We start from the raw sequence: 13418 nt of genomic DNA, 5'->3' as shown, positions 1-13418 counted from the left end.
CGTCCGCAAAGGAGCCTGAGATGGACGCCAAGACCGAAACCCTGATCCCCGCCCAACAGCTGGCGCGCGAGAACCCCCTCCGCGTCCCCAATGAGAGCGCCGAATACCGCGCCGCCCGCACGGCCTTGCTGGCCGAGGAGATCGAGCTGCGCCGGCACATCGAGCGGGTGGCGGCCCAGCGCCGCGCGCTGCCGCCCGGCGCCCCCGTGACCGGCGACTACCGTTTCCTGGGCGAGGAGGGCGAGGTCGACCTCGCGGGCCTCTTCCAGGACAAGCCCACCCTCGTCGCCTACAGCTACATGTTCGGTCCGCAGCGGGAGCGCCCCTGCCCCATGTGCACCGCCATGCTCGGCGCCTGGGAGGGCAACGCCGCCGATATCGGCCAGCGCGTTTCGCTGGTGGTGATCGCCCGCTCGCCGCTGGAAAAGCTGCTGGCCTGGAAGCGCGAGCGCGGGTGGAAGAACCTGCGTCTCTACCAGGACCTCACCGGCGCCTACTCCCGCGACTACTTCGCCATGCCCACCGACGGCGCGGACGACTCGGCCCTCAACGTCTTCACCCGCAGGGACGGGACCGTCCGCCACTTCTGGTCCGGCGAGATGGGGGACGGCACGGCCGACCCCGGCCAGGACCCTCGCGGCGCGCCCGATCCCACCCCGCTGTGGACCGTGCTGGACATGACCCCGGAAGGCCGGGGCCGCGACTGGTATCCGAGCCTGAACTACGCCTGAGGCTGACCGGCAGCGGCGGCTCGGTCCGCCGCCGCACGCTCAAGCCGCTTCCGCCGGCCGGCCGATCTCCTATGGTGGCGACAAAGAAGTCCCAGGAGAGGAAGCCCATGACCCCGCTCGTCACCACCTCCGACGCCGGCCACGTCCGCACCATCACGCTGAACCGGCCGGCCAAGAAGAACGCCCTTTCCCAGGAGCTGGCCTGGGGCGTGGTCGAGGCGGTGGACGAGGCGGCCAAGGACGACAACGTCTGGGTCGTGGCCATCACCGGCTCGGGCGACGCCTTCTGCGCGGGCCTGGACCTCTCCGGCTCGGAGCCCTACTCGCCATGGCCGGCGATGACCGCCCAGCTCGACGACATCGGTTGGGTCGGCCACTTCCTGCTCTCCATCCGCAAGCGCTGCGACAAGCCGGTCGTCGGCGGGATCAACGGAGTGGCGGTGGGCGCGGGCCTGGGCCTGGCCATGAGCTGCGACGTGCGGCTGATCGCGAAGAGCGCGCGGCTGATGGCCGGCTACACCCGCATCGGCGGCTCGCCCGACGCAGGGCTGACCATCACGCTGCCGCAGGCCATGGGCTACGAGAAGGCCATGCGGTTCATGATGGAGAACCGCACCGTCACCGGCGAGGAGGCGATCGCCTGGGGCATGGCCGGCGAAGTGGTGGACGACGCGGCCTTCGCCGAGCGCCTCGCCACCTATTGCCAACAGCTGTGTGAATGGTCGCCGATCACCCTGCGGCTCCTCAAGCGCGGCATCGTCAAGTCGTACGAGACGTCCGACCTCGAGACCCAGCTCCGCTACGAGGTCTCGAACATCCGTAGAGCCTTCGGCAGCCAGGACGGCCAGGAAGCCCGCAAGGCCTTCCTCGAGAAGCGCAAGCCGGTGTTCCAGGGGAAGTAGCGCCTTCCCTCCCCTTCATGGGGGAGTGTCGAGATTTCGGGGCGCTGGACCACCGGCTGCCCGCGAGGCCGAGACTCCCCCACCCGTCCCGTCGCTTCGCTCCGGACCACCCTCCCCATGAAGGGGAGGGAAAGGTGACCTCACCCCACGAACCCCGCCGCCCGGCGCAGGCGGTCGTTGATGGCTTCGCCGAGGCCGTCGTCGGGGATGGGGGCGACGGCGATGGCGCGGGGGCGCGTGGCGTCGGCGGCGCGCAAGTGGGCGAAGAGGTTGGCGGCCGCTTCGCGCAGGTCGCCGGAGGGGCTGAGGTTGAACGGGCCGGGCGCGCCAGAGCCGAAGCCGAGGAAGGCCTCGCCAGGCTCGGGCGCGGCGGCGTTCAGGCGCACCGGCGCGTTCGGCGCGTAGTGGCGGGCGAGGCGCCCGGGGGAACGGCGCGCGTCCGCCTCGGCCTCGGCGAGGGCGCCGATCTCGGCCTCGATCTCGCCGCGGGTGACGGCGCCGGGGCGCAGCAGGCGCGGTTCATCAAGCAGCGAGACGACCGTCGACTCCAGGCCGACCCGGCAGGGGCCGCCGTCGAGGGCCGCCGCAGCGGCGGCGCCGGTCTCTTCCAGGGCGGCCTCGAAGGTCGTGGGGCTCGGCCGGCCGGAGCGGTTGGCCGACGGGGCCGCGACCGGGCCGCCGAAGGCCGCCAGCAGCGCGCGGGCGATCGGGTGGGCCGGCGCGCGGACGGCGACGGTGTCGAGGCCGGCGCGGGCGAGGTCGCTGACCTTGGCCGGCGCCCGGACCGGCAGCACCAGGGTCAGGGGGCCTGGCCAGAACCTTTGGGCCAGGCGCCGCGCGCGCCCGTCGAACACCGCGACGCGCTCGGCCGCCTCGAGGCCGGCCACATGGGCGATCAGCGGATTGAAGCTCGGCCGGCCCTTGGCCTCGTACAGCCGGGCCACGGCGTCGGGGTTGGCGGCGTCGGCGGCCAGGCCATAGACCGTCTCGGTCGGCAGGATGACGAGGTCGCCGGCGCGCAGGGCCGCCGCGGCGCGCGCGATCGCCGCGCCCTCCCCTCCCCGCTCGTCCGCCGGTTCCGTCATGGCCGGGCTCGTACACCGTGCGAGCGGGGCTTGTCCTCATCCCTCTCACCGCCGAGATTGCGGCGCCGGTTATCCACCCCAGAGGCTCCATGTCCGACGTCCAGATCGCCGCCCTCCACTGGGGCGTGAAGCAGAGCTTCCGCAGCTACGTCGAGGCCGTGGGCGGCCAGATCGCGTTGTCGGGGCCGGCGGAGCGCGCGCCCGACGGCGGCTTCGTCTTCGCGGCCGGCGAGGCGGCGGTGACCCGCAGCCCCGACGGTCGCCCGCAGGGGCAGGCTCAGTTCTCCGGCGAGGTCCGGTTCGAGGCCCACGGCGGGATGCTCAAGGTCGCCATCGCCGACCCGGGCGTTGAGCTCGGACCCGACGGCGGCGCCCTGACCGTCGCCGACCCCTGGGCGGCCGGCAAGCGCATGGCCATCGCCAAGCTCGACGTGGCCGCCGCCGTCACGGAGGCCGGCGAAGTCGCCCTCCCCGCCGTCACAACGATCGACGGCATGCAACTCCTCGGCGACCACTATCCGCCCGGAACTCAGCTCGATCCCGTGCGGCTGAAGCTGGGCTGAGTGATGGGTGACAGGTAGGGCTTCGCCCAACCAGTCACCGAGGTCGTCCGGTGACTGGTTGCGCCGCAGGCGCTACCTGTCACCCCACCTTCCGTCATCGCCGGGCTCGTCCTGGCGACCCAGCCCGCTACGGCAGGTCGATCCTCATCAGGATGGGTGGCCGGCATGCAGCCGGCCATGACGAAGTGAGGGTGCGCGACGTGGGGAGGCGGCGGCGCTATCGCCGCGCGCGGATATCCACCTCGATCTTCACGTCGGCGGGGATCTGGTCGGTGGCGGCGAACTCGCCCTGGCCGACGCCGAAGGCGGTGCGGTCGAGGCTGGTTTCGCCGCGGACCCGGGCCTTGTCCTCGTCGATGTCGAGCTCGAAGGGCAGGCTGACCGGCCGGGTCACGCCCTTCAGGGTCAGGCGGCCGCGGGCGATGTAGCGGTCCTCGCCCGTGCGCTCGAACCGGTCGGCCACGAACGTCGCCCGCGGGTGCTCGTCGATGTTGAAGAAGTCGAAGCCCGGCAGGGCCTCGTCGCGCTGGGGATCGCCGGTGTCCACGGAAGCCACATCGATGGTCACGCTCACCCGCGAGCGGTCCAGCGCGTCGGGACTGAAGCGGATGTCGGCGCTGAAGCGTTCGAACTCGCCCTCGATCTTCGTCTGCCCCCAGGCCGTCTCGAACTCGATCTTGGAGCCGTCGTCGAGCCGCCAGGCGATGGGCTCGCCGGCCGCCGCGGGCGTCTCGGGCTCCGCGGGCGCGACCGCACCGCTATCCGCCGCGAGCGGCTCGCCGGGCCCGGTCGCCTCGAGCGGCTCGGCGTCCTCGGCCGGGGCCGCGGCGGGCGGCCGCAGCCCGCCCAGCGGCGGCGTCACCACCGCGGCGAACGCAGCCACCGCCGCGGCGGCCAGGGCGATGATCGCCAACCGGGGCTCCAGCCAGCGGCCGGCCCGGGCGCCCGGCGCCATGCGCGCCAGCACCGGCTCGTCGCGGCTGAGCAGCTGGTGCTTCAGGGCGCCCGCCACGTGCAGGGCGATCAGGCCGTAGAAGCCCTTGATGATCAGGTCGTGGCCGGCCTCGCCGAACTCGTGCAGCCCCTCGCGGGCGTCCCGCGACATGGCGTCGGTCCCGGGCAGGTCCGGCCAGGGGATGACGCCGTAGAGCAGGGTCGGGATCTCGATGCGGCTGGTGGAGACCATGATCCAGCCGGTCAGCGGCATGCCGATCATCACCACGTAGAAGGCCGCGTGGGTGAAGCCCGCCAGGGTCTTCTCCCAGCGCCGCAGGGTGTCCGGCATCGGCGGCGGCGGGTTCATCAGCCGCCAGCCCAGACGCACGAGGCTGAGGAGCAGGATGGTGACGCCCACCGACTTGTGCAGTTGGGTGACGGCGAAGGCCTCGGGGCCGCGGTCCTCCATCCGGCCCGCCAGGACGATCTGGGTCAGGATCAGGGCCGCGATGGTCCAGTGCAGGACGATGGCGATGGTGGCGTAACGGCCGCTGCCGGCCCGGGCGGGGTTCTCCGCGACGTCGCTCATCGGCCTATTTCTTGGTGAACTCGACCTCGAAGTCGAGCATCACCTCGTCGCCCGCCGCGCTGGCGGAGGTCGTGAGGCCGAAGTCCGAGCGCTTGATCATGCCGGTTCCGGAAAACCCGAGCCGCGTCCCCGTTCCCATCATCCCCGGCCCGACGCCGTTGAAGGTCACGTCCAGGGTGACCGGCTTGGTCACGCCCAGGAAGGTCAGGTCGCCGATGATCTTGCCCCGGCCGTCCGCCCCGGCGTCCACCTTGGTGGAGACGAAGGTGATCGCCGGGTGGGCCGCGGCGTTGAACCAGCGGGGGCCGGCCAGCTCCTTGTCGAAGTTCGGCAGGCCGGTGTGGATCGAGGCCGGGTCGATGCGGATCGTCGCCTTGGCGGCGGCCGGGTTCGCCGGATCCCAGGTGAAGCCGCCCGAGAGCTTGTCGAACCGCATGGCGTAGTTGGAGAAGCCGCCCAGGTGGGAGACCTTGGCGGTCAGGCTGGCGTGGCGGGCGTCCAGCACATACTCGCCGGCCGGGACCTGGGCCGGATCGCGCGACTCCGGCGCCGCGACGGCGACGGCGGCGAGGGCCGAAGACATGACGATTGCCAGCGCGGTACGACGGAACACGATCACCTCCCACTCTTTCCCCTCACCTATCGGGCGGGTTTGTTTCCCGCAATTTGCAGCCGCCGCTGCGTCAGGCTTGGAGGGTGCAGGGCCGGCGCCGTAAATGGCCGCGAGCCACTGGAGCCCCGCCCATGACCTTCCGCGCGCCCGTCCGCGACATCGCCTTCGCCCTGGCCGCCGTCGGCGGGTCGGACCTGGCCCGGCGCGGTTTCCCGGACCTGGACGAGGACACGATCCAGGCCATCCTCACCGCCGCCGGGGCCTTCTGCGAGGAGCAACTGGCGCCGCTGAACCGCATCGGCGACACCCACGGCGCGCGCTACGAGAACGGCAAGGTCACCGTCGCGCCCGGCTTTGCGGAGGCTTACCGCGCGTTCGCCGCCGGCGGCTGGAACAGCCTGTCGGCCGATCCCGAGCACGGCGGCCAGGGCCTGCCCAAGGCGCTGGAAGCCGGCGTCTTCGAGATGGTCCAGTCGGCCAACATGGCCTTCGGCCTCTGCCCGATGCTGACCCAGAGCGCCATCGAGGCCCTCGCCCACGTGGGCACGGAGCGCCAGAAGCAGCTCTATCTGCCGAGGCTGGTCTCCGGCGAGTGGACCGGCACCATGAACCTGACCGAGCCGCAGGCCGGCACAGACCTGGCCGCCCTGACCACCCGCGCCGAACCGGACGGGGCCGGCGGCTACCGCCTGAACGGCCAGAAGATCTTCATCACCTGGGGCGACCACGACGCGGCGGACAACATCGTCCACCTGGTGCTGGCGCGCCTGCCCGACGCCCCGCCGGGGGTGAAGGGCATCTCCCTCTTCCTGACGCCCAAGCGGCTGGTGAACGAGGACGGCTCGCTCGGCGGCCTGAACGACCTGCGGCCGGCCTCCATCGAGCACAAGCTGGGCATCCATGGCTCGCCCACCTGCGTCATGCTGTTCGAGGGGGCGAAGGCCGAGCTGGTGGGCAAGCCCGACGAGGGCCTGGCCAACATGTTCCTGATGATGAACGCCGCCCGCCTGCAGGTCGGCGTCCAGGGCGTGGCCATCGGCGAGCGCGCGTGGCAGCAGGCGATGGCCTTCTCGCTCGAGCGCCGGCAGGGCCGTTCGGCCTGGACCGGCGAGACCTCCGCGCGGATCTTCGACCACCCGGACGTGCGGCTGATGCTGGCGCTCACCAAGGCCAAGATCGAGGCGGCCCGGGGGATCTGCCTGATGACCGCCGTGCTCGCCGACGAGGCCCGGCTCGCCGAGACCGAGGCCGAGCGGGCGGCGGCCAAGGCGCGGCAGGAGCTGCTGACGCCCATCGCCAAGGCCTGGTCCACCGACATCGGCGTCGAGGCCGCCTCCATCGGCGTGCAGGTGCACGGCGGCATGGGGTTCATCGAGGAGACCGGCGCGGCCCAGCACTACCGCGACGCCCGCATCGCCCCGATCTACGAGGGCACCAACGGCGTCCAGGCCCTCGACCTCGTCGGCCGCAAGGCGCCGATGGCGGACGGCGCCGTGGTGCGCGGCCTGGCGAGCGACATCCTGACCACCGCCGAGGCGCTGACCGCCGCCGAGGGGCTCGCCCCCGTCGGCAAACGGCTGGCCGAGGGCGTGCTGGCCCTGGAGCGGGCCACCGACTGGCTGCTGGAGCACCGCGGGCCGGAGGGGCTGGCGGGCGCGACGGCCTACCTGCGGCTGGCCGGCGCGGTGATCGGCGGCTGGGTGTTGGGCCGCCAGGCGCTGCTGGCCCAGGGCGGGACCGATCCGTGGCTGGCCGGCAAGGCCAGGCTCGCCCGCATCTACGCCGACCGGGTGCTCACCCTGGCGGCTGGCGAGGCCGCCGCGGCGATGGCCGGCGACGCCGACCTCGCCGCTCTGGAGCCGGAGGCGCTGGCCGGGTGAGCGAAGCCTTCTTCGCCCGCCACCCCGTCGACGTCGCCCGCGAGCTGATCGGCGCCCGCCTCACCCTCTCCGGCGTCGGCGGCGTGATCGTCGAGACCGAGGCCTACCACCACGAGGACCCCGCCTCGCACAGCCACGCCGGGCCGACGGCGCGGAACGCGGCCATGTTCGGCCCGGTCGGCCGCGCCTACGTCTACCGCTCCTACGGCATCCACTGGTGCCTCAACATCGTCTGCGGCAGCGATCCCGGCAGCGCGGTGCTGATCCGCGCCCTGGAGCCGACGGACGGCCTTGAGACGATGCGCCGGCGCCGGGGGCTTTCGGACCCGCGCCAGCTCTGTTCCGGCCCCGGCAAACTCTGCCAGGCCCTGGGGGTCACCCGCGAGCACGACGGCCTGCCCATCGACCACGCCCCCTTCGCCTTCACGCCCGCGGCCGCGCCGTCGGAGATCCTCGCCGGCCCGAGGATCGGCATCTCGAAGGCCGCGGACCTGCCCTGGCGCTTCGGCCTCAAGGGCTCGAAGTTCCTCAGCCGGCCGTTTCCAGGCGCCTCCCGGTGACTGGTTAGGGTGTCCCGGCGTAGCCTCGCCGCCCCACCGAGGGACCCCCTTACCTGTCACCTTCGCAGGCGGCTCCGAGGGGTGACAGGTAAAGGCGTCCCGCAGGGCACAGTTCGCAAATCCGCGTCGGGACGCCTTAACCAGTCACCGTCAGATGGCGGAGCCTCACCCTCTCCGCTTCGCCTCGGCGGTCTGGGGGAACACCTTGCCGACGTCCAGCACGCCCCAGCCGTAGGTGGGATCGGCGCCGGGCTCGCCGGTATCGCGGGCGTTCTGCAGCAGCAGGGCCAGCGCCTCGCGGCCGGTGAGCTGCGGATGGCCCTCCATCACCAGGGCGAGGGCGCCGGCCACGTAGGAGGCGGCGAACGAGGTGCCCGACACGAGGCGGCAGGTCTTCTTGCCGCAGTCGGTGACGATCCGCTCGCCGGGGGCGGCCAGGTACCAGGCCTTCGTCGGGCCGGCGCGGTTGGACCATTTGGTGAGCTCGCCTTCCGCCGTGGTCGCGCCCACGGCGACGATCGCGCCGGCGAACCTGGGATCGGCGGCGTAGCGGGCCGGATAGCCCGGCTGGTCGGCCGAGCGGTTGCCGGCGGCGATCACCACCACCGCCCCGCCGTCGACGGCGTTCTTCAGGGCGGTCTCGAAGGCCGGCCCCATCGGCCGGGTGGCCTGCAGCGGCAGGACGATGACCCGGGCCTTCTGGTCGGCCGCGTACTGCACGGCCCGGGCCAAGGAGGAGGCCTTGAAGGCGCACTGGCCGTTGTGGCCGCCCTCGATGTCGGCCCGCACCGACAGGAGCTCGGCGTTGTAGGCCACGCCCACCAGCCCCCTGCGGTCCAGCGCCGAGCCCAGCGGGCCGGCCATGTAGGTTCCGTGGCGGTCGGTGGCCGGCAACGCCCGCTCGGCGGCGAAGATGTCGACGGAGTTGCGCGAGACGTTGCGCAGCACCTCGCGCGGGGCGTCCTGCAGCCCGCAGTCGACCATGGCCACGGTCACCCCGCGCCCGGTCGCGCCGGCCTGATAGGCGCCCATGGCGTTGATCGCGCCCAGGCCCCAGCTGCGCAGATACTCGCCGCTGGTGACCTCCGGGACGCGCTGGGTGCAGCCGGCGAGCAGGGCCGCCAGCGCCGCGGCGAGGGCCAGACGCCGGCCTCGCCCGGCGCGTGGAAGCAAGCTCATGGACACCACCTCTGGGGCGAGCATGGCCGCATTCCGGCCGCCCGCCAAGGGGTTGGAATCGCTGGAGCTTAGCCGCTGCCTCGGCTCAGAGCTGGGCCATCAGGTAGTCGGCCGAGGAAACCTTGAACTCGCCCGGCGCCTCGACGTTCAGCTCCTTCACGACCCCGTCCTCGACGATCATCGAATAGCGCTGCGAACGCTGGCCGAGGCCGAACTTGCCGGCGTCCATCTCCAGGCCCACGGCGCGGGTGAAGTCGCCGTTGCCGTCGGCGACCATCATGATGTCCTCGCCCACGCCCTGGTGCTCGCCCCAGGCCTTCATCACGAAGGCGTCGTTGACCGACAGGCAGGCGATGGCGTCGACGCCCTTGGCCTTGATGTCGGAGGCCTTGTCCACGAAGCCGGGCAGGTGCTTGGCCGAGCAGGTGGGGGTGAAGGCGCCGGGCACCGCGAACAGGGCCACCTTCTTGCCGCCGAACAGCTCCTTGGTGCTGATCGGGCGGGGGCCCTCGTCGGTGGCGAGCGTCAGGGTCGTTTCGGGAATGCGGTCGCCGACTTTGATGGTCATGGCCAGGGCTCCGTGAACAGGGGGTCCGGGAAGGCAGACCACGACAGCCGGCCATGCGTCAACGGGTCGCGCAAACGACTTGAAAGCGCCGCGATCGGCCTCAAAATCGCTGCCCATGGGTTCCCGATATTCCGGCTCCGAAGCCGAGGCCGAGTTCCTCGCCGGCCAACTCCTGATCGCCATGCCGGGCATCGGCGATCCGCGCTTCGAGCGGGCGGTGATCCTGGTCTGCGCCCACGACGAGCAGCACGCCATGGGCGTGGCGGTGAACCAGCCCGTGTCGGGGCTGACGATCCCCGATCTGCTGGAGCGGCTGAACATCACCGCAACGATCGAGGTGCCGCCCGACCTGGTGCTGCTGGGCGGGCCGGTGGAGCGCGAGCGCGGCTTCGTCCTGCACACCACCGACTACCGCTCGCCGGAGATGACCCTCGACATCACCGAGGACGTGGCCCTGACGGCCACCCGCGACGTGCTGGAGGCCATGGCTCGCCCGGAGGGCCGCCCGCGGCGCTCCTTCCTGGCCCTCGGCTACGCCGGCTGGGGCGCCGGCCAGCTAGAGCGCGAGATCCGCGAGAACGTGTGGCTGACCTGCCCGGCCGACGAGGAGCTGCTGTTCGGCGACGACCACGAGAACAAATGGTCCCGCGCGCTCGCCAAGCTGGGGATCGACCCGCGGCTGCTGTCGACGCAGACCGGGCGGGCCTGAGGCTCAGACCGCCGTCGCCAGCGTGCTCGCCGCCTGGGTCCAGACCGTGAGCTGCTGACGGCGCATGAAGGTCTGCATGGCGGCGGTGGAGGGGTCGCGCGAGCGTTCCCACTCGCCGTGGTCGCCGTAGCGGGTGATCAGCAGGAAGCGGGCGGCGCCGGCTTCGTCCCGGGCGCGGAACAGGCCGAAGACCTTGGCGTCGAAGCGGGTCTCGAAGTCCGCCCAGCCCTCGCCCGAGAGCTTCACGAACTCTTCCGCCGAGTCCGGCAGCACGTGGAACCAGCGCAGCACGTGGATCCCGCCGAGCCGCAGCCGATCGCCCGCCGCCGGCCGGATCGTCGGCGTCAGCGCCTCGCGCCGGACCGCCTCGACCGCGGCGAGGCTCGACAGGTCCGCCCGTCCCCGCTCGCCCCAGCGCACCAGCAGGGCGAGCTCATTGGCCGCCCACCCGAGCTGCGAGGCGAACAGCCCCAGCAGCTCCCCGCCGGCCGCCCGCACGCTGCCCGCGCCCCGGTCCTTCAGGTCGCCCGCGAACGCCGCCTGGCTCCGCCGCCCGGGCGCGGCGGCGAGTTGGAACTGGAAGAGCTCGTAGTCGGCCATGCGCGCTCCGCGTCTGCGGTGACTGGTTAGGGTGTACCATCAGCAGCCGCAGGGCGACCCCATGACACACCCTTACCTGTCACCTTCACAGGCGGCGGGGAAGGGTGACAGGTAGAGGCGTCCCCCGTCGGGTGCGGCGCCGCCGAGCTGGACGCCTCAACCAGTCACCGCGAGGCGGGATCAACCGCGCGCCTTCACCGGGGCGGCGCCGTCGACGTAGCTTTCGTTGAGGTAGACTTCGGCTTCCTGGGGCGAGAGGGCCGGGGCGTAGCCGAAGCCCTGGCCGTAGTCGCAGCCGAGGTCGAGGAGCTGGCGGGCCATGCCGGCGTTCTCCACGCCCTCGGCGACGACCTCCAGCTTGAGGTCCTGGCCGAGCTTGACGACCGAGGAGACGATCTTGGCCGAGCCCTCGTCGGTGGCCATGGTGCGCACGAAGTAGCGGTCGATCTTCAGCGTGTCGAACGGCAGGCGGGTCAGGTACGACAGCGACGAGAAGCCGGTCCCGAAGTCGTCCAGGGCCAGGGCCGCGCCGGCCTCGCGCAGGCGGCGCAGGATGACGGCGGCCCGGTCCGGATCGTTCATCACGTCGCTCTCGGTGACCTCGAGCTTCAGCGCGCCCGGCGGCAGGCCGGTCTCCTCGCGGATGGCGACGACGTCGGAGACCAGGTCCGGCCGGTCGATCTCGCCCGTGGAGAGGTTGACGGCGACGGTCAGCTCGCCGGCCAGCCGATGGTCGTGCCGCCAGATGGAGAGCTGCTTGGCGGCCTCGCGCATCATGTGGGCGCCCAGGTCGCTCATAAGGCCCATCTCTTCGCAGAGCGGCAGGAACTGATCGGGGGTGAGCAGGCCGCGGCGCGGGTGGCGCCAGCGGACCAGCGCCTCGAACCCGGAGAGGGCCCCGGTCGAGAGGCGGACGATGGGCTGGTAGAAGGGCGTCAGCTCGCCGCGGGCGATGGCGCCGCGCAGGTCGCCCTCCAGGGCCAGCCGCGACAGCCCGTCGGTCTCGAGGCTGCGGCCGTAGGCGGCGGCTCCGCCGCGCCCGCCGCTCTTGGCGGCTTCGACGGCCAGCTCGGCCCGGCGCAGCAGCTCGGCCGCGTCGGGCGCCTCGCCGCCGCCGTGGGCCTCCACGGCGCCGATGGACAGGGTGGGATGGATGTCGAAGCCGGCGACCCGCAGCGGCTGCTCCAGGGCGCCGCGCAGCACCTCGGCCGCGCTGGGCCGGCGGGCGGGGGCGAGCACCGCGAACTCGTCCTCGCCGACCCGGGCCAGCAGGGCGTCCGGCGGGAAGGCGGCGGCCAGGCGCGAGCCGAGGGCGGCCAGCACCAGGTCGGCCCGCTCGTGGCCCAGGGCCTCGTTGAGACGGCGCAGGCGGTCGAGGTCGGCGACCACCAGCTGGTGGCGGCCCGGCGCCTGCAGGCGGTCGCGTGCGTGGGCGAGGAAGCTTCGGCGGTCGAGCAGGCCGGTCAGGCTGTCCTGGTCGGAGGCGGCGAACTTGGTCTCGGGGGCGACCACGCCGGCGGCGCGCACCCCCTCCTCCAGCCAGACGCCCCGCCAGATGCAGACCCCAGCCCCGCGCATGCGCAGGCGCACGGCGACCTCGGTCCCGGGCTCATGGGGTCTCAGGATGTCTTCGGCGAGCGCCCGGTCCTGCGGCAGGGCCAGGGCGCGCAGGGCGGCGGAGGAGCATTCGGGGGCCAGCGGCCCCAGGCCCAGCGCACGGCTGGCGCCCGTCAGGCGCATGCGGTCCTGCTCAGGTTCCCAGTACCAAAGGGCCACGTCCGCCGCACCGAGAGCCTCGAGCGTCGTCGTCGCATCCCAGATCCAGCGGTCGCTCGCCATTCCGCCCCATGACGCCCGGTGGCGCCGTCAGACGGACACCCCCTCCTGATCGACCCCCGCATCGCCTAGCGGCGAGATGAGGCCGAACAGGACATGATCTCTCCAAACGCCGTTAATTTTGAGATAAGCCTTGGCGTAGCCTTCCTCGGTGAAGCCGGCCTTGTTCAGCAGGCGGCGCGAGGGCTCGTTGTGCGGCAGGCAGGCGGCCTCGAGCCGGTGCAGGGCCAGCGAGCGGAAGGCGAAGCCGATCAGGGTCTTCACCGCCGCCAGGGTGTAGCCGTTGCGCGCGTAGGGCTGGCCGCACCAGTAGCCGACCGATCCCATCTGGGCGACGCCGCGGCGGATGTTGGACAGGGTGATGCCGCCCACCAGCGCCTCGTCGCTCTGGCGGAAGACGAAGAAGGGATGGGCGACGCCCGCCTCGCGGTCGCGGGCGTAGGCGGTCAGCCGGCGGCGGAAGGCGGCGCGGGTCAGGTCGTCGGCCGGCCAGGTCGGCTCCCAGGGCTGCAGGAAGGCGCGGGAGCGGGCGCGCAACTCGCGCCACTCGGAATAGTCGGACGCCCGCGGCGGGCGCAGGCGAACCCCCTCCCCCTCGATCCGGAGGCCGCTTTCCGCACCGATCCAGTCCAAAAGCGCCATGAAGACAGGGTCCTGCGAAAAAACG

The 13418-nt window shown here is 72.6% G+C and carries 14 protein-coding genes; 6 read left to right on the top strand and 8 right to left on the bottom strand.

Annotated features, from left to right (window positions below; genetic code table 11):
• The first annotated feature begins 20 nt into the window (after positions 1-20).
• The gene (locus tag ACFSC0_RS11530) at positions 21-731 is read left to right on the top strand and encodes a DUF899 family protein (protein ID WP_377282785.1); all 711 of its coding nucleotides are present in this window, start codon (positions 21-23) and stop codon (positions 729-731) included.
• 107 nt (positions 732-838) lie between these two features.
• Positions 839-1633: an enoyl-CoA hydratase/isomerase family protein gene (locus tag ACFSC0_RS11525; RefSeq protein ID WP_377282786.1), complete on the top strand. Its 795-nt coding sequence runs from the start codon at positions 839-841 to the stop codon at positions 1631-1633.
• Positions 1634-1773: 140 nt separating this feature from the next.
• Here ACFSC0_RS11525 and ACFSC0_RS11520 read toward each other — a convergent pair whose 3' ends face one another.
• A complete protein-coding gene (locus ACFSC0_RS11520; RefSeq protein ID WP_377282787.1) occupies positions 1774-2718 on the bottom strand; it encodes an L-threonylcarbamoyladenylate synthase in 945 nt (314 codons plus the stop codon).
• An 89-nt stretch (positions 2719-2807) separates the two neighbouring features.
• Between ACFSC0_RS11520 and ACFSC0_RS11515 the strand changes: the two genes are divergently transcribed.
• The gene (locus ACFSC0_RS11515) at positions 2808-3281 is read left to right on the top strand and encodes an HtaA domain-containing protein (RefSeq protein ID WP_377282788.1); all 474 of its coding nucleotides are present in this window, start codon (positions 2808-2810) and stop codon (positions 3279-3281) included.
• Positions 3282-3498: 217 nt separating this feature from the next.
• Here ACFSC0_RS11515 and ACFSC0_RS11510 read toward each other — a convergent pair whose 3' ends face one another.
• Both ACFSC0_RS11510 and ACFSC0_RS11505 read right to left on the bottom strand, forming a co-directional pair.
• A complete protein-coding gene (locus tag ACFSC0_RS11510) occupies positions 3499-4806 on the bottom strand; it encodes a YceI family protein (RefSeq protein WP_377282789.1) in 1308 nt (435 codons plus the stop codon).
• A 4-nt stretch (positions 4807-4810) separates the two neighbouring features.
• Positions 4811-5419: a YceI family protein gene (locus tag ACFSC0_RS11505; RefSeq protein WP_377282790.1), complete on the bottom strand. Its 609-nt coding sequence runs from the start codon at positions 5417-5419 to the stop codon at positions 4811-4813.
• Between the two features lie 131 nt (positions 5420-5550).
• On the opposite strand from ACFSC0_RS11505, the gene ACFSC0_RS11500 reads away from it, so the two are divergent.
• Positions 5551-7299 (top strand): acyl-CoA dehydrogenase, encoded by a 1749-nt coding sequence (locus ACFSC0_RS11500; protein WP_377282791.1) that lies wholly within the window; start codon positions 5551-5553, stop codon positions 7297-7299.
• Complete coding sequence (locus ACFSC0_RS11495) at positions 7296-7859, top strand: DNA-3-methyladenine glycosylase (protein WP_377282792.1); 564 nt, start codon at positions 7296-7298, stop codon at positions 7857-7859. The genes ACFSC0_RS11500 and ACFSC0_RS11495 overlap by 4 nt, the downstream gene beginning before the upstream one ends.
• 165 nt (positions 7860-8024) lie before the next feature.
• Here ACFSC0_RS11495 and ACFSC0_RS11490 read toward each other — a convergent pair whose 3' ends face one another.
• Together ACFSC0_RS11490 and ACFSC0_RS11485 are read right to left on the bottom strand one after the other, a co-directional pair.
• Positions 8025-9038, bottom strand: coding sequence for a S8 family peptidase (locus ACFSC0_RS11490; RefSeq protein WP_377282793.1), 1014 nt, complete (start codon positions 9036-9038; stop codon positions 8025-8027).
• 85 nt (positions 9039-9123) lie between these two features.
• Complete coding sequence (locus tag ACFSC0_RS11485; RefSeq protein WP_377282794.1) at positions 9124-9606, bottom strand: peroxiredoxin; 483 nt, start codon at positions 9604-9606, stop codon at positions 9124-9126.
• Between the two features lie 115 nt (positions 9607-9721).
• On the opposite strand from ACFSC0_RS11485, the gene ACFSC0_RS11480 reads away from it, so the two are divergent.
• Positions 9722-10315, top strand: coding sequence for a YqgE/AlgH family protein (locus tag ACFSC0_RS11480; protein WP_377282795.1), 594 nt, complete (start codon positions 9722-9724; stop codon positions 10313-10315).
• Positions 10316-10318: 3 nt separating this feature from the next.
• Here the strand turns inward: ACFSC0_RS11480 and ACFSC0_RS11475 are convergent, their stop codons facing one another.
• The 3 genes from ACFSC0_RS11475 to ACFSC0_RS11465 all read right to left on the bottom strand — a co-directional run bounded on the left by ACFSC0_RS11475 (position 10319) and on the right by ACFSC0_RS11465 (position 13393).
• Positions 10319-10915 (bottom strand): hypothetical protein, encoded by a 597-nt coding sequence (locus tag ACFSC0_RS11475; RefSeq protein WP_377282796.1) that lies wholly within the window; start codon positions 10913-10915, stop codon positions 10319-10321.
• A 180-nt stretch (positions 10916-11095) separates the two neighbouring features.
• Positions 11096-12754 (bottom strand): putative bifunctional diguanylate cyclase/phosphodiesterase, encoded by a 1659-nt coding sequence (locus tag ACFSC0_RS11470; protein WP_377282797.1) that lies wholly within the window; start codon positions 12752-12754, stop codon positions 11096-11098.
• A gap of 27 nt (positions 12755-12781) precedes the next feature.
• Positions 12782-13393 carry a GNAT family N-acetyltransferase gene (locus ACFSC0_RS11465; protein ID WP_377282798.1) on the bottom strand — a complete coding sequence of 204 codons (612 nt, stop codon included), beginning with the start codon at positions 13391-13393 and terminating at the stop codon, positions 12782-12784.
• Positions 13394-13418 lie beyond the last annotated feature (25 nt).

The organism is Phenylobacterium terrae, assembly GCF_042681205.1.
Taxonomy (GTDB): Bacteria; Pseudomonadota; Alphaproteobacteria; order Caulobacterales; family Caulobacteraceae; genus Phenylobacterium; species Phenylobacterium terrae.
This window is presented reverse-complemented; position numbering and strand designations above follow the sequence as displayed.